Annotated in this window: 16 protein-coding genes and 1 pseudogene; 12 read left to right on the top strand and 5 right to left on the bottom strand. The window is 66.0% G+C overall.

What is annotated here, in order from left to right; all coding sequences use genetic code 11:
* The first annotated feature begins 22 nt into the window (after window positions 1-22).
* The 4 genes and pseudogenes from M3A49_RS27230 (at window position 23) to M3A49_RS27215 (ending at window position 5,316) form a co-directional block, all read left to right on the top strand.
* Window positions 23-413 (top strand): annotated as a pseudogene (locus M3A49_RS27230) (NUDIX hydrolase).
* Window positions 414-621: 208 nt separating this feature from the next.
* Window positions 622-3,558, top strand: coding sequence for a molybdopterin oxidoreductase family protein (locus tag M3A49_RS27225; RefSeq protein WP_266231803.1), 2,937 nt, complete (start codon window positions 622-624; stop codon window positions 3,556-3,558).
* A gap of 15 nt (window positions 3,559-3,573) precedes the next feature.
* Window positions 3,574-4,308, top strand: a complete 735-nt coding sequence (locus M3A49_RS27220) for a 4Fe-4S dicluster domain-containing protein (RefSeq protein ID WP_266231802.1) — start codon at window positions 3,574-3,576, stop codon at window positions 4,306-4,308.
* Window positions 4,309-4,362: 54 nt separating this feature from the next.
* Window positions 4,363-5,316 (top strand): dimethyl sulfoxide reductase anchor subunit family protein, encoded by a 954-nt coding sequence (locus M3A49_RS27215; protein WP_266231801.1) that lies wholly within the window; start codon window positions 4,363-4,365, stop codon window positions 5,314-5,316.
* A gap of 20 nt (window positions 5,317-5,336) precedes the next feature.
* Here M3A49_RS27215 and M3A49_RS27210 read toward each other — a convergent pair whose 3' ends face one another.
* Window positions 5,337-6,101 (bottom strand): IclR family transcriptional regulator, encoded by a 765-nt coding sequence (locus M3A49_RS27210; protein WP_028207082.1) that lies wholly within the window; start codon window positions 6,099-6,101, stop codon window positions 5,337-5,339.
* Between the two features lie 217 nt (window positions 6,102-6,318).
* On the opposite strand from M3A49_RS27210, the gene sauS reads away from it, so the two are divergent.
* The 3 genes from sauS (at window position 6,319) to M3A49_RS27195 (ending at window position 10,885) form a co-directional block, all read left to right on the top strand.
* Window positions 6,319-7,764: an acylating sulfoacetaldehyde dehydrogenase gene (sauS, locus tag M3A49_RS27205; RefSeq protein ID WP_266231800.1), complete on the top strand. Its 1,446-nt coding sequence runs from the start codon at window positions 6,319-6,321 to the stop codon at window positions 7,762-7,764.
* Window positions 7,761-9,425, top strand: coding sequence for an AMP-binding protein (locus tag M3A49_RS27200; protein ID WP_266231799.1), 1,665 nt, complete (start codon window positions 7,761-7,763; stop codon window positions 9,423-9,425). The genes sauS and M3A49_RS27200 overlap by 4 nt, the downstream gene beginning before the upstream one ends.
* 77 nt (window positions 9,426-9,502) lie before the next feature.
* A complete protein-coding gene (locus M3A49_RS27195) occupies window positions 9,503-10,885 on the top strand; it encodes an MFS transporter (protein WP_266231798.1) in 1,383 nt (460 codons plus the stop codon).
* 87 nt (window positions 10,886-10,972) lie between these two features.
* Here the strand turns inward: M3A49_RS27195 and M3A49_RS27190 are convergent, their stop codons facing one another.
* Complete coding sequence (locus M3A49_RS27190; protein WP_028207086.1) at window positions 10,973-11,890, bottom strand: NAD(P)-dependent oxidoreductase; 918 nt, start codon at window positions 11,888-11,890, stop codon at window positions 10,973-10,975.
* Window positions 11,891-12,132: 242 nt separating this feature from the next.
* On the opposite strand from M3A49_RS27190, the gene M3A49_RS27185 reads away from it, so the two are divergent.
* The 4 genes from M3A49_RS27185 to M3A49_RS27170 all read left to right on the top strand — a co-directional run bounded on the left by M3A49_RS27185 (window position 12,133) and on the right by M3A49_RS27170 (window position 16,517).
* On the top strand, window positions 12,133-12,336 hold the full coding sequence (locus tag M3A49_RS27185; protein WP_254357591.1) for a DUF3311 domain-containing protein: 204 nt from the start codon (window positions 12,133-12,135) through the stop codon (window positions 12,334-12,336).
* Between the two features lie 75 nt (window positions 12,337-12,411).
* Window positions 12,412-13,824, top strand: coding sequence for a sodium:solute symporter family protein (locus tag M3A49_RS27180; protein WP_266231797.1), 1,413 nt, complete (start codon window positions 12,412-12,414; stop codon window positions 13,822-13,824).
* 15 nt (window positions 13,825-13,839) lie between these two features.
* Entirely contained in the window at window positions 13,840-15,516 is a 1,677-nt protein-coding gene (locus M3A49_RS27175; RefSeq protein ID WP_266231796.1) for an amidohydrolase, read from the top strand.
* Complete coding sequence (locus M3A49_RS27170; protein ID WP_266231795.1) at window positions 15,513-16,517, top strand: CobW family GTP-binding protein; 1,005 nt, start codon at window positions 15,513-15,515, stop codon at window positions 16,515-16,517. Before M3A49_RS27175 ends, M3A49_RS27170 begins: the two co-directional genes overlap by 4 nt.
* Before the next feature lie 40 nt (window positions 16,518-16,557).
* On the opposite strand, the gene M3A49_RS27165 is transcribed toward M3A49_RS27170, so the two are convergent.
* From M3A49_RS27165 to M3A49_RS27155, 3 genes are all read right to left on the bottom strand, one after another.
* Window positions 16,558-17,877: an MFS transporter gene (locus tag M3A49_RS27165; protein WP_266231794.1), complete on the bottom strand. Its 1,320-nt coding sequence runs from the start codon at window positions 17,875-17,877 to the stop codon at window positions 16,558-16,560.
* A gap of 138 nt (window positions 17,878-18,015) precedes the next feature.
* Window positions 18,016-19,653: a GMC family oxidoreductase gene (locus M3A49_RS27160; protein WP_266231793.1), complete on the bottom strand. Its 1,638-nt coding sequence runs from the start codon at window positions 19,651-19,653 to the stop codon at window positions 18,016-18,018.
* A gap of 197 nt (window positions 19,654-19,850) precedes the next feature.
* Window positions 19,851-20,678, bottom strand: a complete 828-nt coding sequence (locus M3A49_RS27155; RefSeq protein ID WP_266231792.1) for an IclR family transcriptional regulator — start codon at window positions 20,676-20,678, stop codon at window positions 19,851-19,853.
* 366 nt (window positions 20,679-21,044) lie between these two features.
* Between M3A49_RS27155 and M3A49_RS27150 the strand changes: the two genes are divergently transcribed.
* Window positions 21,045-22,460, top strand: a complete 1,416-nt coding sequence (locus M3A49_RS27150) for an NAD(P)/FAD-dependent oxidoreductase (protein WP_266231791.1) — start codon at window positions 21,045-21,047, stop codon at window positions 22,458-22,460.
* Window positions 22,461-22,740 lie beyond the last annotated feature (280 nt).

Here is a 22,740-nt window from a genome sequence, read left to right as displayed (position 1 = left end):
CGTCTGTCATGAAACGCGAAGCATGAAAGAACGAGCAACTATCGTGTGCTGGCAGGGAGGACGGATTCTCCTCGTCGAACGGGGACGTTCGAGATGGTCGCTGCCCGGCGGCACGATTCGGCGCGCAGAGTCGCCGGCGGACGCTGCTGTGCGTGAGCTCAACGAAGAAACGACGCTCGAGGGCTTCGAGCTAAGGCTACCTGTTCCAGTTCGGCGGGCTCAACAAGCGGCACCACGTCTTTTTCTCCGTGCTGCACGACGACGCAAGACCTGCGCCGAGCAACGAGATTTTAAGGTGCCGATGGTTTCGTCCCCAGAAGGTATCTACACTGATGACCAGCGTGCCGACACGGAAAACCGTCAATCTCCTGTTCGGTCATGAAGTGAAGCAACCCACGCTCGTTCGCGCGTAACGCGCTCTGCCGCCGAGCGGCCTCGCTCCCCGCCGTCCCGCCCAGTCCCGAATCCAGACGTCAAGCCACGCGCGCCGCCCGCAACTATCGGGCGGGCTGATGAATGAGATCGCAAATTGCGAGTTTTTCTATTGGCCGCACATTTATACGATATTCATTGTCGGCACAGAGTTTGTGCAGCCGCACCGCAAGCGTATCTGGAGGAGCGATGGAACATCAGCCCCGCACGCAGAATGAGAAGCTCGAGGTCAAGACCACGACGTGCTACATGTGCGCGTGCCGCTGTGGCATACGCGTGCATCTTCGCGACGGCGAGGTTCGTTATATCGATGGCAATCCCGAGCATCCGCTTAATCAGGGTGTGATCTGCGCCAAAGGCTCGTCGGGCATCATGAAGCAGTATTCGCCGGCGCGCCTCACGCAGCCTCTGCTGCGCAAACCGGACGCCCTGCGTGGCACCGCCCAGTTCGAGCCCATCTCCTGGGAAGCCGCGTTCGACATGCTGGAAAAGCGCCTCGCGCATTTGCGCGCGACCGACCCGAGGCAATTCGCGCTCTTCACGGGCCGCGACCAGATGCAGGCGCTGACGGGTTTGTTCGCCAAACAGTTCGGCACCCCAAACTATGCGGCGCACGGCGGCTTCTGCTCGGCGAACATGGCGGCCGGCATGATCTATACGATGGGCGGCTCGTTCTGGGAATTCGGTGGACCGGACCTCGACCGCGCCAGGCTGTTCTTCATGATCGGCACAGCGGAGGACCATCACTCGAATCCGCTGAAGATTGCGATTTCGAAGTTCAAGCGCGCGGGCGGCCGCTTCATCGCCATCAATCCGATCCGCACGGGCTACGCGGCAATCGCCGATGAGTGGGTGCCGATCCGTCCCGGCACGGATGGCGCGCTGTTCATGGCGCTCATGCGTGAGCTGATCGAACGGAATGCGTATGACCGCGAGTTCGTCGAGCGCTATACGAACGCGGGTGAACTGCTCGATATGCGCGCCGACAGCGATACGTACGGCCTGTTCGTGCAGGACCCGGCAGTGGAAACGCGCAATCCGCTCTTTCCGCAGAACCACCTGTGGTGGGACGCCGCGAGCCAGCGCGAAGTGCCGCATCACGCGCCGGGCGTGCGCCCCGCGCTGGAAGGGCGCTATACGCTCGCAGACGGCACGCCCGTCGCGCCGTCGTTCGAGTTGCTGCGTGAGCAGGTTGCCGACTGCACGCCTGAGTGGGCGGCGCAGATCACCGGCATTCCCGCAGCCACGATCCGCCGGCTGGCCCAGGAAATGGCCGATGTCGCGCGCGATCAGAAGGTCACCTTGCCGATTCAGTGGACCGACGCCTGGGGCGAGACGCACGAATCCGTGACGGGCGCGCCCATTGCCTTTCACGCCATGCGCGGGCTCGCCGCTCACTCGAACGGCTTTCAGTCGATACGTGGGCTCGCCGTGCTGATGTCGCTGCTCGGCACCATCGACCGGCCCGGCGGTTTCCGGCACAAGTCGCCTTATCCGCGCGCCGTGCCGCCCTCGGCGAAGCCGCCCAACAGCCCGGACGACGTGAAGCCGAACACGCCGCTCGCGAATGGTCCGCTGGGCTGGCCCGCCGCGCCGGAAGATCTGTTTATTGACGCCAAGGGCGAGCCCGTGCGCATCGACAAGGCGTTTTCGTGGGAGTACCCGCTCGCCGTGCATGGTTTGATGCATAGCGTCATTACGAACGCGTGGCGGGGCGACCCGTATCCCATCGATACGCTGTTGATCTTCATGGCCAACATGGCGTGGAATTCGTCGATGAACACGATGGAAGTCCGCAAGATGCTTGCGGACAAGCACGAGAACGGCGAGTACAAGATTCCTTTCATCGTGGTGTGCGATGCGTTCCAGTCGGAGATGACGGCATTCGCCGACCTGATTCTGCCCGACACGACCTACCTCGAACGCCATGACGCGATGTCGATGCTCGACCGGCCCATTTCCGAATTCGACGGTCCGGTAGACTCCGTGCGCGTGCCCGTCGTCCCGCCGACGGGCGAATGCAAGCCGTTCCAGGAAGTGCTCGTCGAGCTGGCGAGCCGCCTGAAACTGCCGGCGTTCACGACGCCCGAAGGCACGCGCAAATACCGCGACTATCCGGACTTCATCATCAATCACCAGACGGCGCCCGGCTCGGGCGTGGGCTTCCTGATCGGCTGGCGCGGCAAGGACGGCGACAAGGCGCTGGTTGGCGAACCGAACCCGCGGCAGTGGGAGGAGTACGCGAAGCACAACTGCGTCTACCACTACACGCTGCCCGAGTCGCTGCAATACATGCGCAACTGCAACGGGCCTTATTTGGACTTCGCCGTCGAAAAGGGTTTTCGCAAGTTCAACGAGCCGATCGTCATCGCGCTTTACTCGGACGTGATGCAGAAGTTCCGGCTCGCGGCACAGGGCAAGACGAAAGGCCGGCAACCGCCCGAGCATTTGCGCGCGCGCATCGAACGGTACTTCGACCCGCTGCCGTTCTGGCATCCGCCGCTCGAGCACGATACGACCGATCACGCGCAGTATCCGCTCGCGGCCGTCACGCAGCGTCCCATGGCGATGTACCACTCGTGGGACTCGCAGAACGCCTGGCTGCGGCAGATTCATGGCGAGAACTATCTGTACATGAATCCGCGCACGGCGGCGGCGCAGGGCATCGAGGACGGCGGCTGGATCTACGTCGAATCGCAATGGGGCAAGGTGCGCTGCCTCGCGCGCTACAGCGAAGCGGTCGAGCCGGGCACGGTCTGGACGTGGAACGCCATCGGCAAGTCGGCGGGCGCGTGGAATCTCGGACCCGAGGCCAACGAGTCGCAACGCGGCTTCCTGCTGAACCACCTGATCGCGGACGAAATTCCCGTCAAGCGCGCCGATCACACGCGCACGTCGAACTCCGATCCGGTCACGGGGCAAGCCGCGTGGTACGACGTGCGCGTGCGCATCTATCCGGCGGAGGCTCACGCCGACCACACGCTGCCGCAGTTCGCCCCCATGCCCGCGCTGCCCGGCTCCGTCGGCACGGGGGCAGGGGGCATCATCCATCGCGTCGTGCAGACGTATTTCGCCGGGCGCGGCGAGTTTGCCGCGCGTCTTGCGAAGGCCGCGCAACGCAAGTGAAACGGAGAGCATGCGATGACACAGATGGCGCTCGTGATCGATCTGAACGTCTGCGTGGGCTGCCACGCTTGCGTGACGAGCTGCAAGGAATGGAACACGTCGGGCGAGGCGGGCAGTCTCGCCGACTTTCGCCCGTATGACGCCGATCCATCGGGCACGTTCTTCAACCGGGTGCAGACGTTCGAAGCCGGCGAGTTTCCGCTTGCCGACACCATTCATTTCCCCAAGTCCTGTCTGCACTGCGAGGACCCGCCGTGCGTGCCGGTCTGTCCGACCGGGGCAAGCTACAAGCGCAAGGAAGACGGTCTCGTGCTGGTCGACTACGACCGCTGCATCGGCTGCAAGTACTGCGCGTGGGCCTGCCCCTACGGCGCGCGGGAAATCGACGAAGCGCGCAAGGAAATGACCAAGTGCACGCTGTGTTCCGACCGCATCTACAACGAAGCGCTGCCGGAGCGCGACCGCAAGCCCGCGTGCGTGCTGGCGTGCCCGACCTCGGCGCGCCTCTTTGGCGACATTCACGATCCTGAGTCGGTCGTGTCGAAGGCGATCCGCGAACGGGGCGGCTATCAGCTGATGCCCGAGTGGGGAACCCGGCCGTCGAATCACTATTTGCCGCGCCAAACGGTGACGTCCTGCGGCAGCGGCTCGTGTTCGTGCAAGACATCGGGCGCGGGAGAGACCGATACGCTGGAAACGCAGGCCGAACACGGCGCGCTCAATCTCGCGTCGATCGCTACGCGCGTGTGAGCACGTCTGCGCGTGCTCGCATGGCGCGCGCCGAATCGAAGAGTGGAGAACGGTATGAATCCGGCATTTTCAGTGGTGTTTCTCACCACGCTGAGCGGGGCGGGCCAGGGGTTGCTGATCGCGCTCGTCGGCGTGGAGCTGGCGCAACGGCTTGGCTTCGGCGATGTGGCGGCGGTTCCGGCGATGTTCTATGTCGTCGGTGCGGCGCTTTCATGCGCACTGGGCGCATTGGGGCTCGTTGCGTCGTTCTTTCATCTCGGCCATCCCGAGCGGGCATGGCGGGCCATTGCGATGTGGCGCACCTCGTGGCTGTCGCGCGAATGCCTTTGTCTTCCCGCGTTTCTGGCCTGCACGTTCGCCTATGGTCTCGCGCACCTGCTAGAGGCCTCGTATTCCCTGGCAATAGGGGGCGTGGCTGTCGTCGCGAGCCTGCTGCTGTTCGTGTGCACCGCGATGATCTACGCGTGCCTGCGCTTTCTCCAGGAATGGGCGACGCCGCTCACGCTGGTCAATTTCGTATTGCTCGGCTGCGCGTCCGGCTTCACGCTCGCGACCGCATGCGCCGCGAGATTCGCACCGGCCATGGCGGTGCCGCTTGCCGTCTGCGCATGCGTGTTGACGCTGGCGGGCTGCGCGTCGCGCACGGCCTCGCTGGTCCGCAATGCGCGCCTGCGCCCGAAATCGACCGTGCAAAGCGCGACCGGCATTCGCGCGCAACATGTCGAGCAGAAGTCGCGCGGGTTTACGGCGGGTGCCTTCAATCTGCGCGAGTTCTTTCATGGCAAGACGCCCCGCGCGCTCAAACGCATCAAGTGGACGTTCCTGATCGCGGCGTTCCTCGCTCCTTTCTGCCTCGTGGCGATCGGAGGCGGCATCCGATCCGTTGGGCTATCGTTCGCGGTGTTTTGCGTGGCGGCTGTGATCCAGTACGCGGGCCTGGTGGCGGAGCGCTGGTTTTTCTTTGCTGAAGCGCGGCATCCGCAGAATCTCTACTATCAGCGTTCGTAAGTCGAGCGCCCCACGTCCCTCTACTCGCGGAACGTCTTCGCGGTTTCCGTTGCGGCATGCCTCAGGTCGGGCACGAAGGCGAGCAGGTCGTCGAGCGCGACGCGCCCGACCGGCGCCTGGACGGCGATCGCCGCGCACGCACGGTTGCGGTCCAGCATCACGGGAACGGCGATCGCGATCAAGCCCTGTAAATGCTCCTGATTGTTGATCGCGAGCTGCCGGCGGCGTGTCACCGCCAGCTCCTTGCGCAACGCTTCGCGGTCGGTGATCGTTTGCTCCGAGTGGGCGCGCAGCGGCAGCGTGTCGATCATGCGGTCGCGCCGCTCCTTGGGCAGAAAGCTCAGCAGCAGCTTGCCGCTTGCCGAGCAGTGCAGCGGCACGTGCGAGCCCGGCTGCAGATGCATGCGCAGCGGCCATTCGGTCTCCACGCGGTCGACATAGACCACGTCGTTGCCGGCGAGCATGGTGAGATTGCAGGTCTCGCCGATCTTTTCGACGAGCTGTTCGAGCAGCAGATGCCGCGCCGCCGCCGGCCCGGCATGCATCAGCACGTTCACCGCCATCATTCTCACGCGTGCCGAACACTCGTACAGCTTGTCGTTGGCGCCGCGTGTGACGAGCCACGCGTCGGTGAGCTGGGTCAGGATGCGGTGCACCGTCTGCTTGGGCAAACCGAGCGCCTCCACCAGATCCATCATCGCCAAAGGATGGCCCGCCTGGGCTAGCGTTTCCAGCACGCGGAACGCGCGGACTGCCGCCGCATTCGATTGGTTCGATGTGGACACGCTTGTCTCCTGCGTCGGTTGCATTGTGCGATTGACGCTAGCTTTCCCGTTATTGTGCATCGCCCGGTGCAATTTTCGGGACTGGTGAAAGTCCCGAAAATCGCATATTCCTCGGCTCCCTGGCCGTGTGTCACCGATTGTGCGGGAATCGGGACTCGCATTCACGCGCCGATGAATAGATTGGCAGTACAGCCAATTATTTGATCGGAGCGCGCCGATGAATGTGAGAGAGACCGTTGCCAATGCCGCTGGTGCGGGCAAACCCGAAGCGCCCGCGCCGCAGATCGCCGCGCTCGTGGCGCGTGCGCGTGCAGCGCAGCAAGCCTTCGAGTTCGCCGGGCAGGCAACCCTGGATACCGCTGCGGCGGCCGCCGCGTGGGCGATCATGGAGCCCGGCCGAAATCGCGAGCTTGCCGAGCTGGCGGTGCGCGACACAGGGCTCGGAAACGCCGACGACAAGTTCCGCAAGAACTACCGCAAGACGCTCGGGCTGCTGCGCGACCTGCATGGGAAAAAGACCTGTGGCGTGATTGCGCGAGACGAGGCCACGGGCATCGTCGAAATCGCGCGCGCGGTCGGGGTGGTCGCGGCAATCACGCCATCCACCAATCCGGCCGCGACGCCCGCCAACAAGATCATCAACGCGCTCAAATGCGGCAATGCGGTGATCGTCGCGCCCTCGCCGAAGGGTTATGGCGCGTGCGAGGCGCTCATCGGCTTCATCCATGCGCAGTTCGCCAAAGCGGGGCTGGACCCGGCGCTCGTGCAGATGCTGCCCGCGCCCGTGGACAAGGCCGCCACCGCCGCGCTGATGCGCGAAGCCGACCTCGTGGTCGCGACGGGCTCGCAGGCCAATGTGCGCATGGCCTACGCCAGCGGCACGCCGGCCTTCGGCGTAGGCGCCGGCAACGTGGCGTCGATCGTCACGCGCACGGCGAACCTTCGCGATGCGGCGCACAAGATCGCCGCGTCGAAGACTTTCGACTACGCGACGAGTTGCTCGTCGGAGAACAGCGTCGTGATCGACGAGGCGGTCTACGACGCGATGCTGCACGAACTCGCCGCCTGTGGCGGCGTGCTGCTCGACGCGCAGCAAAAGGCGCAATTGCAGGCGGCGATGTGGACCGACGGCAAGCTCTCGTCGCGTTGCACCGCAAAATCCGCGGCGCAGATCGCGCATACCGCCGGCCTCGACGACGTAGCAGCGCGCGCAAGCGCGTTCCTGATGGTCGAGGAGACCGGCTTCGGCGCGACTCATCCGTTTTCGGGCGAAAAGCTCGCGCCTGTGCTCACGGTCTATCGCGCGCGCGATTTCGGCGCAGCGGCGGATATCGTGCGCAGCCTCTACGCGTACATGGGCGCGGGTCACTCGGTCGGCCTGCACACGGACGACCCGCACGAAGCCGTGACGCTGGGGTCGACGCTGCCGGTGGCGCGCGTGATCGTCAACCAGGCGCATTGTTTCGCGACGGGCGGCAACTTCGACAACGGCCTGCCGTTCTCGCTCTCGATGGGCTGCGGGACCTGGGGGCGCAACAACTTTTCGGACAATCTCGGCTTTCGCCAGTACCTGAACATCACGCGCGTGGCGTACCCGATTGCGGAGCACGTTCCCGAACTCGACACCTTGCTCGGCGACTATTTCCGGAGGTTCGGCCAATGAGCGCGCCCGCCACGATCCGCGCGCTGATCGAAGCACGCGCCGCACAGTATGCGGACAAGCCCTTCCTGCTGGCGGCGCCCGACGAAGGCGCGACGGGCGATGCCGGCGCAGTCGCCGACAGCGCCACGGCGGCGGGCGCGACGCTGACCTTCGGCGCGCTGCTCGAGCGTTGCCGCGCGCTCGAGAGCCGCTTTCGCGACGCCGGCCTCAAGCCGGGCGACGTCGTTTCGGTCCTGATGGGCAACGGCATCCAGACTGCCACGCTGCTGCTCGGCGCGATGTACAGCGGACTGATCGCGCATCCGCTCAACCTGCTTTGCCAGGCGTCCCAGCTCGCCTATATCGTCGAGCATTCGGATACGCGGATGATCTTCGCGAGCGCGCAGACCAGCGGCGCGCTCGCGGCGGCGCTTGCCGCGCTGCGCGAGCAGGGCATGTCGCGCAACATTGCGCTCGTGCGTACGGAGCCGGATGCCGTCGCATTGCCGGTGCTGCCCGCGCTCGAAATCGCGGCCGCCGATGTGGCGAGCGCCGTGCCGGCGTCGAGCCTCGCGAGCCTCCCGGTGCTGGAATCACCGCCCGTGGAAACCCAGTCCGGGCCCGACGGTACCGACATCGCCCTCCTGATGTACACCTCGGGCACGACCGGTGCGCCGAAGGGCGTGCTGCTCAGCCACGCAAGCCTCCATGCGAACGCGCGCAACATCAGCCTCGAGCACCGGCTCGCCGACGATGACCGCGTGCTGGCATCGCTGCCGCTCTATCACATCAACGGCCTCGTCGTGACCTTGCTTGCGCCGCTCTGGCACGCGGGCTCGGTCGTGCTCACGGCGCGTTTCTCCGGGCGCACGTTCTGGCGCGACGCCGCCAGCTACGGCTGCACGTGGATCAACGTGGTGCCGACCATCGTCGCCTATCTCCTCAACGGCGACGAACCGCGCGGGCTTGACCTCTCGGCGCTCAAGTTCTGCCGCAGCGCGTCTGCCGCGCTGCCTGCCGACCATCATCGCGCATTCGAGGCGCGCTTCGGCATTGGCGTCATCGAAACGATGGGGATGACCGAGACCGCCGCGCCGGTCTTTAGCAATCCGTACGATGCATCGCGGCGCCGGATCGGCAGTATCGGCCTGCCATCGGGCGGCGAAGCGCGCGTGATCGATCGTGACGGCCGCGAATGCGGACCGAACGAGTGCGGCGAAATCGTGTTGCGCGGCGCCCAGGTCATGTGCGGCTACTACAAGCGCCACGAGGACACGGCGAAGGCGTTCACCGCCGATGGCTGGCTGCGCACCGGCGACCTCGGCTATCGCGACGACGAAGGCTACTTCTATATCAACGGCCGCTCGAAGGAACTGATCATCAAGGGCGGCGAGAACATTGCGCCGCGCGAGATCGACGAGGCGCTGCTGCGCCATCCGGGCGTGCTCGACGCGGCGGCCGTCGGCGTGCCCGATCCCGCCTATGGGCAGGAGATCGTCGCGTTCGTGGTTGCGCGCGAGGCTCACTGGCAGGGCGCGCCCGACCCGGACGAGCTGCGCGAGCACTGCCTGCGCGAACTGGGCCGCTACAAAACGCCGAAAGAGATCCGCTTCGTGAACGAACTGCCGCGCGGCCCCTCGGGCAAGGTCCAACGGCTGAAGCTCGTGACGCCCTCGGGCTGATACACGACTACGCGCCTCGCGCGCCGACGCGCGCATCCGACCCGGCGACACAAAAGAGAGACTCAGGAGACGACGACATGAAGCAGCACGCGCAGCGCGTCAAGACGCGCCATATCATTCTCGCGGTCATGTGTCTGATGTATTTCATTTCGTACATCGACCGCGTGAACATCGCGGTCGCGGGACCGCTGATCCGCCACGAAATGGGCCTGAGCGCGGTGCAGCTCGGCCTGGTATTTTCCGCGTTCGCCTATCCCTATGCCGTCATGCAGATCATCGGCGGCTGGCTTTCGGACAAGTTCGGACCGAAACTCGTGCTCACCGTGCTCTCGTTGATCTGGGGCGCGGCCACGCTCGCCACGGGTTTTGCCGGCAGCGTCGCGATGCTGGTCGGGCTGCGCTTCGCGCTTGGAGTGGGCGAGGGCGGGGCGTTTCCCACGGCCACACGCGCTTTCACGTACTGGATGCCGGTGGGCGAACGCGGTTTCGCGCAGGGCGTGACGCACAGCTTCGCGCGCCTGGGCGGCGCGGTGACGCCGCCGCTCGTGCTCGCGGTGGTGGTGGCGGGCGGCTGGCGCGACGCGTTCATCCTGCTCGGCATCGTGAGCCTCATGTGGACGGTGCTCTATCTCTTCGTGTTCACGAACTCGCCGGAGCAGAACCGGCGCGTCACGCCCGAAGAGACCGCCGAGATCGGCTATTGCAAGGGCGACTGCGACCGCGCGAAGCGCGCGGCGACGCCGTGGCGCAAGCTCGTGCGACGCATGTGGCTCGTCACGTTCGTCGATTTCTGCTATGGCTGGCTGCTGTGGGTCTATCTCACGTGGCTGCCGTCGTATCTGAAGGAGTCGCGCGGCTTCGACCTCAAGCAGATTGCGCTCTTCACGGCGCTGCCGCTGCTCGCCGGCGTGGTGGGCGACACGCTCGGCGGCGTGATCTCCGACCGGCTCTTCAAGTGGACGGGCCGGCTGCGTTTCGCGCGCTGCGCGGTGCTCGTGACCGGCATGGGCGGCTCGCTCGCTTTCCTGCTGCCGATGGTGTCCGTCGCGAACCCGATGGTCGCGGTGCTCTTCCTCTCCGCTTCGTTCTTCTTCCTCGAGATCACGAATCCGGTGCTGTGGACGCTGCCACTCGATATCGCCGGCAAGTACGCGGGTACGGCGGGCGGCATGATGAACACGGGCTTCGGCATTGCGGGGATGCTGTCGCCGGTCGTGTTCGGCTATCTGATCCAGCACACCGGCAGCTATAACGTGCCGTTCATGATCTCGGCTGGGTTGCTGGCGCTGGGCATCGTCGCGGCGCTCTTCATCGATACCGCGCGCACGGTCGAGGCCGACGAGGAACGCGAGCGGCGCATGGGCCCGGAAGAGGCCGGGGCCTTCGCCTTCCTCGACAGCATGCCGACGGTGCGGCTCGAACGGCACACGCTGCGGCGCCCGCTGCGCTGGTGGCGCTGAGCCTCACAGGGTGCGAGGCGTGAGGCAGTGCATGCGGCGGCCCTGAAGGCTTCCGGGGCCTTCCGGGAGCCGCCGCCCACGTACGCCTTATGCGCCGCCGTCGAGCTTGCGCAGGCGCCAGATCAGGCTCGACGTGTCGAAGCGGCTGCCGCCGAGACGCTGCACGTCGCCGTAGAACTGGTCGACGAGCGCGGTAACCGGGAGCGCCGCGCCGTTGCGCTTCGCTTCGTCGAGACAGAAGCCCAGGTCCTTGCGCATCCAGTCCACGGCGAAACCGAAGTCGAACTTGTTGGCCATCATGGTCTGGCCGCGGTTGTCCATCTGCCAGCTCGCGGCGGCGCCCTTGCCGATCACGTCGAGCACGAGCGCCATGTCGAGCCCCGAGCGCTCGCCGAAGTTGATCGCCTCGGACAGCCCCTGCACGAGGCCCGCGATACAGATCTGGTTGACCATCTTGGCGAGCTGGCCGGCGCCCGCCGCGCCCACCAGCGTCACGGCCGCCCCGTAATGGGCGAGCGTGGGCTTCGCGCGCTCGAAGGCCGCGGCTTCGCCGCCGCACATGATCGTGAGCTTGCCGTTCTGGGCGCCCGCCTGACCGCCCGACACGGGCGCGTCGATGAAATGCAGGCCATGTTCGGCGGCGCTCGCAGAAAGCTCGCGCGCCACGTTGGCGGAGGCGGTCGTGTGGTCGGCAAACACGGCGTCGCGCGTCATGCCGGCGAAGGCGCCGTCCGCGCCGAGCGTGATGCTGCGCAGGTCGTCGTCGTTGCCGACGCAGGCGAGCACCAGATCGGCGCCCTGGGCCGCTTCGCGCGGCGTGGCGGCCGCGCGGCCGCCGTATTCGGCGACCCATTGCGCGGCCTTTGCGGCGGTGCGGTTGTAGACCGTGACGTCGAGCCCGGCCTTGGCGAGATGACCGGCCATGGGATGGCCCATCACGCCGAGGCCCAGGAACGCGACACGGCGTACTGGATTGGGGGCGGACGAGGATGCGGATTGGCTCACAGTGGCTCCTTGGGGTGGGGTTTGAGGCTGGGGCGGTTTCATTATCTCAGCTATCGGCGCGGCGCCTGGGCGGCGTCGGCACGAGGCGGCGCCGGCCCGGACGCGGCCTGGACTCAACGATAAGGCGCGTCTGGCACTAGCCGCGCGCGTTTTTGTCAGCCGATACTCGGTACAACAAGACGGCCTGGCCGGCCTTGCTCGTGACCGGAGCAGGGCGTCCAGGCCCCCAAAAGGAGACAAGGATGCTCAGGTATCTGATCGGAATCGGCCTCCCTTTTCTGGGCGTCATCGGCGCGCTCCCCTGGGTGGCCGCGCAGCAGGACCGCTATGTCTTCGGCGTGCCCTTCATCTACGCGTGGATCTTCGCGTGGTTCCTCGTGACCTCCGGGTGCCTTTTTGCCTGCTGGCATTTCTTCGACCGGCACCGCTACGCGAACGAGAACTAGTGAGCGCCGGCTGCGCAGACCGCATTCGCGCGCCACCGCCGCCCCTCCTACCGTCTCCCCCCTGGAGAGCCGCGCATGTCCACATTCGTCTTCTCGCTCCTGATCGCCTTTTCGCTGTATCTCGCCATCCGCTCCCGGCGCGGCCACGGCAAGCAGAGCGTGCACGACTTCTTCGTCGCGTCGCGCCAGTTCGGCGTCGCGCTCGTGTTCTTCCTCACGGCCGGCGAGATCTACAGCATCGGCACGATGGTCGGCTTTCCGGGCGGCATCTATGCGAAAGGGCCGACCTACGGCATCTGGTTCCTCGGCTACATCCTGCTGGCTTACCCCATCGGCTATTTCATCGGGCCGCGCATCTGGGAGGCCGGCAAGCAGCACAACGCCATTACGCAGGCGGACCTCTTCAAGGGCCACTATCGCAGCCGCGTGCTCGAGCTGATCGTGGCGGGCTCGTCCATCCTGTTCCTGATCCCCTGGGGCGAACTGCAGTTTACGGGCCTCGTCTCCGCGCTCAAGGGACTCGGCTGGCACGTTCAGCCGTTCTGGCTGATCGTCGTCTGCGCCGCGCTCGCGTTTACCTACATCGCCATTTCCGGCGTGCGCGCCTCCGCCTGGATCGCCGTGCTCAAGGACATCCTGATGCTGCTCGCGATCGTCGTGACGGGCGTGGCTGCCGCGTGGATGGCCGGCGGCACGCACGAGGTGTTCCATGCCGCGAGCCACCAGGTGAGCAACGCGATGACGACGCCTCAGCTGCGCTTCTCCATGAGCACGATGCTGTTCCAGTCGCTCGGCTTCTACATGATGCCGTTTGCGGCACAGGGCTTCTTCACCGCGCGCGGGCCCAACACGATCCGCCGGACCCAGATCGCCATGCCGCTCTACATGATGATGTACCCGTTCCTCGTGGTGGCCTCGTACTATGCGATCAGCGCGAACCTCAAGCTCGCCTCGCCCAACGACGCGTTCTTCGCGGCCGCCGTCCATCTGCTGCCCGACTGGCTGCTCGGCCTCGTCGCGGCGGGCGCCGCGCTCTCGGGGCTGCTCGTGCTGGCGGGCATCTGTCTCGCGATCGGGCCGATCGTCACGCGCAACCTCATTCCGAACCTGCCCGAGGCGCGCCAGAAGCGCACCGCGAAATTCGTGATCGTGGCCTATCTGGTGGTGTCGATCACCACCACGCTGCTCACGCCGAACCTCATGCTCTCGCTCATCAACACGACCTACTATGGCATCACGCAGTTCCTGCCCGGCATGCTGATCCTGCTCGCCGGGCGCCAGGTGCGGCCGGGCGCGGTGGCGGCCGGCATCGTCTGCGGGCAGGGCCTCGCGATCGTGTGCTACGCGCTGCATATCGGCTTCGGCGGCATCAATCTCGGGCTCGTATGCCTCGGCGTGAACGTACTCGTGGTCTTCGTGGGACATATTCTGTTGCGGCCGTCCGGGCGGCGCTATGCCATGCCCGATCCGCTGCACCGTCATTCATAGGAGTTGAGCCTGTCAATGAATCCGCAAGCCTCGTCCTCTTCTGCCGGTCAGCCGGTCACGGTTTTCGCGGCGCGCCGCATCCTCACGCTCAACCCCGGCCAGCCGCATGCGACCCACGTGGCCGTGCGCGAGGGGCGCATTCTCGCGGTCGGCACGAGCGAGGACGCCGCGCGCTGGGACGCGCAGTTCGGCGCCTGCGCGCGCGACGACACGCTGCGCGACAAGGTGCTGATGCCCGGGCTCGTCGAAGGCCATTGCCACCTGATGGAAGGCGCGGTATGGGATGCGGTCTACGTGGGCTACTACGACCGTCGCGGGCCGGATGGCAAGCTGTGGCACGGGCTGCGCACGCTCGACGCGGTGCTCGAACGCCTCTCGGAAGCCGAACGCGCCATGACCGACGACGGCCCGTTGCTCGCGTGGGGCTTCGATCCGATCTACTTCGGCGCGGCCCGTCTGACGACACGCGAACTGGATACGGTCTCGGCGCGCCGTCCGATCGCCATTCTCCATGCGAGCGTGCATTTGATGAACGTGAACAGCGCGATGCTCGCGCTCGCGGGCATCGATGAGGACACGGACGTGGACGGCATCGCGCGCGACGCGCAGGGCCAGCCCACGGGCGAGCTGCAGGAGTTCGCGGCGATGTTCCCGATCTACCAGGTGATTGGCGGCAAGCTCGCGATCGCGGCCAGCGAGAAGCCGCACGCGGTCTGGAACTTTGGCCGCGTCGCGCAGCTCGCGGGCGTGACGACCGCGACCGATCTCGTGAACGACCTTTCGCCCGAGGGCAACCGGACCTTGCACAGCGTCACGGCCGACCCCGAGTACCCCGTGCGCATCGTGCCCGCGTTTGCGCCGCAGCGTAATCCCGCACAGAGCGCGGCCGGCGTGCAGGAGGCGATGGCGGGCAATACCGACAAGCTACGCTTCGGGCCGGTGAAGTTCATCGTCGATGGCTCGATCCAGGGCTTCACCGCGCGCGTGCGCTGGCCAGGCTACGCGGGCGGCCAGCCCAACGGCCTGTGGCTGATTCCGCCCGCGCAACTGGTCGAGGTGTTCGAGCCGTATCACCGCGCCGGGCTGCAACTGCATATCCACACGAACGGCGACGAAGCGACCGAGGTCGTGCTCGACGCGCTTGCGACGCTGCTCGCGCGCCATCCGCGGCCCGACCACCGGCACACGCTGCAGCACTGCCAGATGGCGGACGCGGCGCAATTGCGGCGCATCCGGGCGCTGGGCCTGTGCGTGAACTTCTTCGCGAACCACATTTATTACTGGGGCGATGCGCATTACAGCCAGACCATGGGCCCGGACCGCGCGAATCGCATGGACCCGGCTGGCTCGGCGCAGCGCATGGGCATTCCCTGCGCGTTGCATTCGGACGCGCCCATCACGGCGCTGAGCCCGCTGTTTACGGCGTGGTGCGCAGTGCGGCGCGAAACGGCCAGCGGACGCGTGCTGGGCGAGGCGGAGCGGCTCACGGTCGATGAGGCGCTGCACGCGATCACGCTCGGCGCCGCGTACACGCTGCGCCTCGATCACCTGATCGGCAGCATCGAAGTGGGCAAGTTCGCCGACTTCGCGGTGCTCGACGACGACCCGAGCACCTGTGCGCCCGAGCGCCTGAAAGACGTGCCGGTGTGGGGCACGGTGCTCGGCGGACGCGTCATGCGCGCGCCGCGATGAATTCCGCCGCCACGCCGCCGACCGTGCGCGCGCCGATCGACCTCGCGGTGATCGGCGGCTACCTCGGCGCGGGCAAGACCACGGTGGTGAACCATCTGCTCGAAGCGCCGCACGGCAAACGCATTGCGGTGCTCGTCAACGACTTCGGCGCCGTGAATATCGACGGCCGGCTCGTGCGCGCGCGCAGCGACGACGTGATCGAGCTAGACAACGGCTGCATCTGCTGCACGATCGGCGGCGCGCTCGTCGATGCACTCGCGCGCCTCGCCGCGCGCGAGGATCGCCCGGACCTCCTGCTGATCGAAGCGAGCGGTGTGTCGGACCCGGCGAAGATCGCCCAGGTGGGCCTGCTCAACAGCGCGTTTCGTCTCACGGCCGTGCTCGTGGTCGTCGACGCGCCGGAACTCGTGCGCACGCTGGTCGATCCGCTGGTCGGCGCGATGGCGCAGCAGCAGATCGACAGCGCGAACGCGGTGATCGTGGCGAAACTCGACCTCATCGCGCCGGAGTCGCGCGAGCGCGCCGTCTCGGACGTGCGCGCGCTCGCCGCGACCGATATCGTCGTGGCCGCGGACCACGGCCGCGTGCCGCTCGCGCTGCTGTTCGACGCGAGCGTGCCGCAAACACGCGCGCTCGCCGATGCCGGCCGCTGGCAGCACCGGCCGCTCGGGCAAGGCGCCAGCGTGTTCCCCACCTTCGCGAGCGTGGCGCTCGCCGCGCCCGGCGTATTGGAGAAGGGGCGCCTGCGCGCGTGGCTCAAGGCGCTGCCGCGCACGATCCTGCGCGCAAAAGGCTTCGTGCGCGTGGTGGATGCAGAAGGTCGCGTCAGCACGCGCGTGTGCCAGGTCGCGGGCCGCCGGCTGCGCATGACGCCGCCCGCGCAAGGCGAGCATACGCCGGGCGCGGAGAGCGTCATCGTCTTCATCGGCTTCATCGATCCGGAAACCGAAGCGATGTTGCGCGACGGACTGCTCGCGTGTTGCGTGCGTGCCGCCGCGTAGTGGCGCCATGTAGTGCCGCGCACGAAGCGTGGCGAGCCATTTACCGCGCCCCGCTCATGGCAAGATGCCGCGAGTGATGTCGGCGGCCCACCCACGCGGCCGGGAGCGCGCTCACGAGACCCGCGAACATCGTATAGAGGCAAATGAGCCACGGATCGCCGCCGTTGCGCTGCAAAAGCCAGGTCGCGATGATCGGGCTGATGCCGCTCGCGAAAATGCCGGAGAACTGATAGACGAACGAGATGCCGGAGTAGCGCACGTTGGCGTCGAACAGTTCGGCAAAGAGCGCCGCCTCGGGCCCATAGACGGAAGCGTAAATGACGCCCAGCGGAATGATCACGGCGATCCACACGAACACCGGCGAGCCGCCGCTGTGCTTCATGAGCCAGAAGCCGAAGAACGACGACAAGCCCGTGAAGAGCGAGCCCCAGAAGTAGATGCGGGTTCTGCCGATGCGGTCCGAAAGTCGCCCGAAAAACGGAATCGTGAAGATCATCGTGAACGCGGCGGCCATGACGGCGAGCAGGGCGTCGGTGCGCGAGAGCTTGAGCGTCTGCGTGAGATAGGCGATCGTGAAAACGGCGAAGACGTTGAAGAACACACCGTCGATGAAACGTGCGCCCATGCCGGCGAGCACGTTGCCGGGATAGCGGCCGAGCACCTCGGCGATCGGCACGCGGACTTCGGCGCCCTGTTGCTTCACGCGTTCGAACTCCGGCGTTTCCAGCACACGCAGGCGGATATACATGCCGATTGCCACGAGCGCAAAGGAAAGGAAGAACGCCACGCGCCAGCCCCAGGCGAGAAACTGCGCATTGCTGAGCACGGAGGAGAGCAGGGCGACCACGCCCGACGCAAGGCAGAGCCCGATCGCGAGGCCAATCTGCGGAATGCTCGCATAGAGGCCGCGCTTGCCCTCGGGCGCGTATTCGAACGACATCAGCACGGCGCCGCCCCATTCGCCGCCAAGGCCCAGGCCCTGTGCAACGCGCAGGACAAGCAGCAGCGCGGGTGCCCACAGGCCTATCTGCGCGTAGGTCGGCACGGTGCCGATCAACACGGTGGCGACGCCCATGATCGAAAGCGTCATGATCAGCATGCTTTTACGGCCCAGCCGGTCGCCGAAGTGACCGAAGACAATGCCGCCGAGCGGACGGCTCAGGAAGCCCACCGCGAAGGTGCCGTAGGCGAGCATCGTCGAAATGAGGGGATCGCCGCTCGGGAAATAAAGCTTGTTGAAGACGATGCCGGCGACGACGCCGTAGAGGAAGAAGTCGTACCACTCGATGGTCGCGCCGATCAGGCTCGCGACGACCACGCGCCTCATCTGCCGGGCGTCGGTGCGGGGCAATGCGTTCATGGCTGTCTCCTTTTTGGGGCGCACCTGGAGCGGTGCGGCCTCTTGAAAAGCAGGTATTTTCGTAAGGTATCCTTTGTTTGCTGCGTGTCGTTGCCGTGCTGCGCATACTACTTACTCGAGCCCTTGCGCCGGGTGACTTCAGGGGTAGGCTTCGGCATGCTCCCGTTGCAGCCGGGAAAGGCTCGCGTGGTCCTCGAGAATCATGTCGGCGGCTTTCTCCGCGATCATGATCACGGGGGCGTTGGTGTTGCCGGAGACGAGCTCCGGCATGATCGACGCATCGACGACGCGCAGCGCGGCGAGGCCATGCACGCGCAGGCGCTCGTCGACGACCGCGGTCGCGTCGCGGCCCATCTTGCAGGTGCCCGCGGGGTGATAGATGGACTGGCTGAACTGGCGCGCCGCATCCAGCAATTCGGCATCGCTCTGATACCGCTCGCCGGGCACGAACTCGGACACGATGTGGGGTGCCAGAGACGGCGCGGCGGCGATGCGGCGCGCCACGCGAATGCCGCCAATCACGACGGGGTGGTCGCGCGGATCGGACAGATAGTTGGCGCGAATGGCCGGATACTGGAGCGGGTCGGAGCCGCGGATTTCGACGCTGCCGCGGCTATGCGGCCGCAACTGGCAGACGGACGCCGTGAACGCCGAGAAGGGATGCGCGCCCTGGCCGGGCTTGTCCGCGCTCAGCGGCTGCATGTGGAACTGGATGTCGGGGCGCTCGGCTGCGGGGCTCGATCGCGTGAAGATCGCCACCTGGCTGGCCGCCAGTGTGAGCGGTCCGGTGCGCCAGAGCGCGTATTGCAAGCCGATCCACGCCTTGCGCAACGGATGATTGACTTCGTCGTTGAGCGTGCGTTCACGCGTGCGGAACACGAGCCGTACCTGCAGATGATCCTGCAGGTTCTGACCGACGCCCGGCGAGTCGTGCAGCACGGCAACGCCCGCGTTGCGCAACACGTGCGCCGGGCCAACTCCGGAGTGCTGAAGAATTTGCGGCGAGCCGATCGCGCCCGAAGCGAGAATGACCTCGACGCGCGCACGCGCACGCTTTTTCATGCCGTCCTGCAGATACTCCACGCCGACCGCGCGGCGCCCATCGAACAGTATCCGGCTCGCCTGCGCCCGCGTCTCAACAATCAGATTGCTGCGTTTGCGTGCGGGTTTGAGAAAACCCTTCGCGGTGCTCCAGCGAAAGCCGTTATAGGCCGTCTGCTGAAAGTAGCCGACCCCTTCCTGGACCGCGCCGTTGTAGTCCTCATTGGGCGGGATGCCGATTTCCTGCGCGGCGGCGATGAAATGATCGGCGATGGGCCGGCGCAGGCGCAGGTCGGAAACCTTCAGCGGGCCGCCTACGCCGTGCCAGGCGTTCGCGCCACGCTCCTGATCCTCCGACTTCCTGAAATACGGGAGAACGTCGGCATAACTCCAGCCGCGATTGCCGAGCGCCGCCCAGCGATCGTAATCCTCACGCTGCCCGCGCACGTAGAGCAGGCCGTTGAGCGAACTGGATCCGCCGAGCACCTTGCCGCGCGGCCAGTCGATCTGCCGGCCGGCCACGCCTTCGTCCGGCTCGGTGCGATAGCACCAGTCGAGCGCGGGGTTGTGCATGGTCTTGAAGTAGCCGACCGGGACGTGGATCCACGGATTGTTGTCCTCGCCACCCGCTTCGAGCAGCAGCACGGCGTCGCGCGCGTCGGCACTCAGCCGGTGGGCAAGCACGCAACCGGCCGATCCGGCGCCGACGATCAGGTAGTCGACCTCATGGTCCATGAATCCCGTCTCCTCGAATTCCTGGAGCGGCATGATGCGCCGCGTTTTCGGATCAATGTCGAGGAAGGGGATGCCGACCGCAAGCGGGGATCGTGCGCACGGGCCGAAAGTGAAACGGAAACTGCCGAAACGGAATCAGAAGTCTACGGCGCAGCGCGGCCGTTTTGCCGCCGAAGCGGCGACGCGCCGGCGCCCGTTCAGGCGAGCGAGAGCCCCTGCAGCAGCGGCGCGAGTCTAGTCGCCGTTTGCTTCATGCGGCCCACCGACTCCAGCAGTTCCTCGAGGGTCGCGCGCGCAGTCGGGGCATGCACGGCGAGAGCGGCGAGCACGCGTTTGCTGACGGGGTCGCGCACCGGCACCGCAATCGCCACCATGCCGCGCACGAACTCTTCGTTGTCGATGCCGATGCCGCGCACCGCGAGCTGTTCAAGCTCGGCCGCGAGCGCCCTGGGGGCGGTCAGGGTGCGGTGCGTCATCTTTGTCAGCACGAGGCGTTCGAGCAGCGCGTTGCGCTCGAGCACGCTCATCTGCGAGAGAAAGAGCTTGCCGCTCGCGGTGCAGTGCAGCGGAACGTGCATGCCCGGACGCATCTCCATGCGCAGCGGCTCCGTCGTTTCGACACGCTCGATATAGAGCACGCGGTCGCCGTCGAGCGCGGTGAGATTGCAGGTTTCGCCGAGCGATTCCACGAGGGTGCGCAGCAGCACGCGGCACGAGCGCGTGAAGGTGTTGTTGGCGAGTGTGGCGAGCGCGAGCTGCGCTGCGCGCGGGCCCAGCGCGATGCTGCGGTCGTGCCCACGCGAATCGGGCATGTGGATCACATAGCCGCGCGCTTCCAGCGAATCGATGAGCCGCAGCAGCGTCGCCTTGGGAATATGCAGCCGGGCGGACAACTGCGAAAGCGTATACGGCTGGCCCGCGGACGCCAGTTGCTCCAGCACCACGAGCGCGCGCAGCACGCGGGCGTCGTCCCCTGACGATTCTTCGCGCAGCGCGGGGGCGTTGTCTTGCGCCCTGTTTTGCATTGGGGTTTGCGTCGTCTCTCGCGCTGTCTCGCGCATCGGCTTCCTCCTGAAGGTCATGAAGGGCAGTGGAAATGAAACGAATTGTTCGAGTTTCCCGGCACATTTTCAGTATGAGCGCAAAGTTCGCGGGGTTACGTAGCGGATTACCCCGATACGTCATGCGAATGATTCGCGCGCTGTACCAGTCGATACCGGTCCACTGGCTCTACCTGCGCAATTCTGGTCTGCCTAGAATTTTTCCTAACAGAGCGCCAAAGAACGACGACAGCTTTGCAAGGAGACAGGCATGACGAACAGGCAGTCGGCAGGAACCGCTCTCGCAGCGGAGCATGCAAGCGTCTTCACGAAGCCTGTGGAGCATTGATCATGGGATACAGCACAGTCGATTCCGCCGCCGCCGGCTTTGCCGCGAACGAGTCCGGCTCCACGAAGTACGACCCCACGTACGATCCTCTCGTCTCGCCGGGCCCTGGGGTCGGCAAGGATTACGCGCCGACCTACTGGGTCGCGACGGCGGGCAGCCCGCCGCCCGACGACGGTCCCGTCACGAAAGATCTCGACGTGGATGTCGCGATCATCGGTGCGGGCTACACCGGGCTCGCCACGGCGCTCTGCCTCGCGCGCGAGCATGGCATCAAGGCCGTGGTGCTGGAGGCGAACCGCACGAGTTGGGGCTGCAGCAGCCGCAATGGCGGACAGGGGCAGAACGCCTCGGGGCGCCTCTCGCGCTCGCAATGGATCGAGCGCTGGGGCAAGGATGTCGCACTGAAAATGCACGACGAAATCCAGCAGGGCTTCGATCACTTCAAGGAACTCGTTGCCGAGATCGATTGCGATCCTCAGCCGGGCGGCCACTTCCTGATCGCGCACCGTCCGCGCATCATGGCGAAGCTCGCCGCCGAGGCGAAGGTGTGGAAGGACGTATTCGGCTATCCGTCGGAGCTTTTGAGCGCGCAGACGTTTCGCCGCGAATTCATCGACGACCACGAGGCGGCCGGCGCGCTGCACGAGCCCGAAGGGATTGGCATCCACGCGCTGAAGCTGGCGTTCGGGTATCTGCGCCTTGCACGCGCCGCTGGCGCGAAGGTCCACACGAGCAGCCCGGTGATGAGATGGGAGACCATCAATGGCGTGCATCACTTGCGCACGCCGGGCGGCGTGGTGCGGGCGCGCGCGGTTGGCATCGCGACCGGCGCGTACACGGCGCAGACGCTGCATCCCACGCTGCGCAGCAAGGTCATGCCGATCCTTTCGAATTCGATGGTCACGCGTCCGCTCACCGAAGCCGAGATCGCCGCGTGCGGCTTTCGCACGACTCAGGTGCTCACGGACACGCGCACGCTACGCTTTTACTATCGGTTCTTGCCCGACGGCCGGTTGCAGATCGGCAGCCGCAGCGCGATTACTGGCGATGATGCGCCTAATCCGCGTCATCTCGATCTGCTCAAGGAAGGTATGGCGCGTAAGTTCCCCGCGCTGCGCGGGGTGCAGATCGACTATTCGTGGTGGGGCTGGGTGGATGTGAGCCACGACATGATGCCCCGTGTGTGTCAGCCGGATCCCCGGCAATCGGTGTTTTACGCGCTTGGCTATGGGGGGAATGGCGTGTCCTATTCGCAGCAGGCGGGGCGGCGGCTTGCTGAGCGCATCGCGGGTAAGGGCGCACAGCACACGCTGCCGATTTTTACGTCGCCGCTGCCTGGGCATCCGTTTGCGCCTTTCCGGCGGATTGGGCAGAGGTTGCTTTATTTGGAGTATTTCAGGCGGGATGAGAAGGCTTGATGGTGTGCGTTTGCTGTTGGCCTTTCCTTGTTTTCGCGTCGGTATGCAGGCGTTGCCCCTGTGCGGGGCGGCACCTACTTTTCTTTGCCAGCGGCAAAGAAAAGTAGGCAAAAGAAAGCCGCTCAAACCGCTAATGCCTGCCACAGTTCACATCTCGCCGTAAATGGTGAATGGCTCCGGAGCGTCTGTCGCCACTCGCCCCCAAACGGAGTGACAAGGCGCTCATCCTTCCGGCGGCGCTACGCGCGCCGAAGGGCATAGCCAAAAACCGGCGGGGCAC

It is taken from the genome of Paraburkholderia sp. CNPSo 3076, from assembly GCF_026343935.1.
Lineage (GTDB): Bacteria > Pseudomonadota > Gammaproteobacteria > Burkholderiales > Burkholderiaceae > Paraburkholderia > Paraburkholderia nodosa.
Note: the sequence above shows the minus strand (reverse complement) of the source record. Positions and strands in the feature narration are given on the sequence as shown.

Bases quoted from the DNA above. Each gene is read 5' to 3' on its own strand.
- M3A49_RS27225 (WP_266231803.1), top strand. From the start codon at position 622: ATGGAACATCAGCCCCGCACGCAGAATGAGAAGCTCGAGGTCAAGACC.
- M3A49_RS27220 (WP_266231802.1), top strand. From the start codon at position 3,574: ATGACACAGATGGCGCTCGTGATCGATCTGAACGTCTGCGTGGGCTGC.
- M3A49_RS27215 (WP_266231801.1), top strand. From the start codon at position 4,363: ATGAATCCGGCATTTTCAGTGGTGTTTCTCACCACGCTGAGCGGGGCG.
- sauS (WP_266231800.1), top strand. From the start codon at position 6,319: ATGAATGTGAGAGAGACCGTTGCCAATGCCGCTGGTGCGGGCAAACCC.
- M3A49_RS27200 (WP_266231799.1), top strand. From the start codon at position 7,761: ATGAGCGCGCCCGCCACGATCCGCGCGCTGATCGAAGCACGCGCCGCA.
- M3A49_RS27195 (WP_266231798.1), top strand. From the start codon at position 9,503: ATGAAGCAGCACGCGCAGCGCGTCAAGACGCGCCATATCATTCTCGCG.
- M3A49_RS27185 (WP_254357591.1), top strand. From the start codon at position 12,133: ATGCTCAGGTATCTGATCGGAATCGGCCTCCCTTTTCTGGGCGTCATC.
- M3A49_RS27180 (WP_266231797.1), top strand. From the start codon at position 12,412: ATGTCCACATTCGTCTTCTCGCTCCTGATCGCCTTTTCGCTGTATCTC.
- M3A49_RS27175 (WP_266231796.1), top strand. From the start codon at position 13,840: ATGAATCCGCAAGCCTCGTCCTCTTCTGCCGGTCAGCCGGTCACGGTT.
- M3A49_RS27170 (WP_266231795.1), top strand. From the start codon at position 15,513: ATGAATTCCGCCGCCACGCCGCCGACCGTGCGCGCGCCGATCGACCTC.
- M3A49_RS27165 (WP_266231794.1), bottom strand. From the start codon at position 17,877: ATGAACGCATTGCCCCGCACCGACGCCCGGCAGATGAGGCGCGTGGTC.
- M3A49_RS27160 (WP_266231793.1), bottom strand. From the start codon at position 19,653: ATGGACCATGAGGTCGACTACCTGATCGTCGGCGCCGGATCGGCCGGT.
- M3A49_RS27155 (WP_266231792.1), bottom strand. From the start codon at position 20,678: ATGCAAAACAGGGCGCAAGACAACGCCCCCGCGCTGCGCGAAGAATCG.
- M3A49_RS27150 (WP_266231791.1), top strand. From the start codon at position 21,045: ATGGGATACAGCACAGTCGATTCCGCCGCCGCCGGCTTTGCCGCGAAC.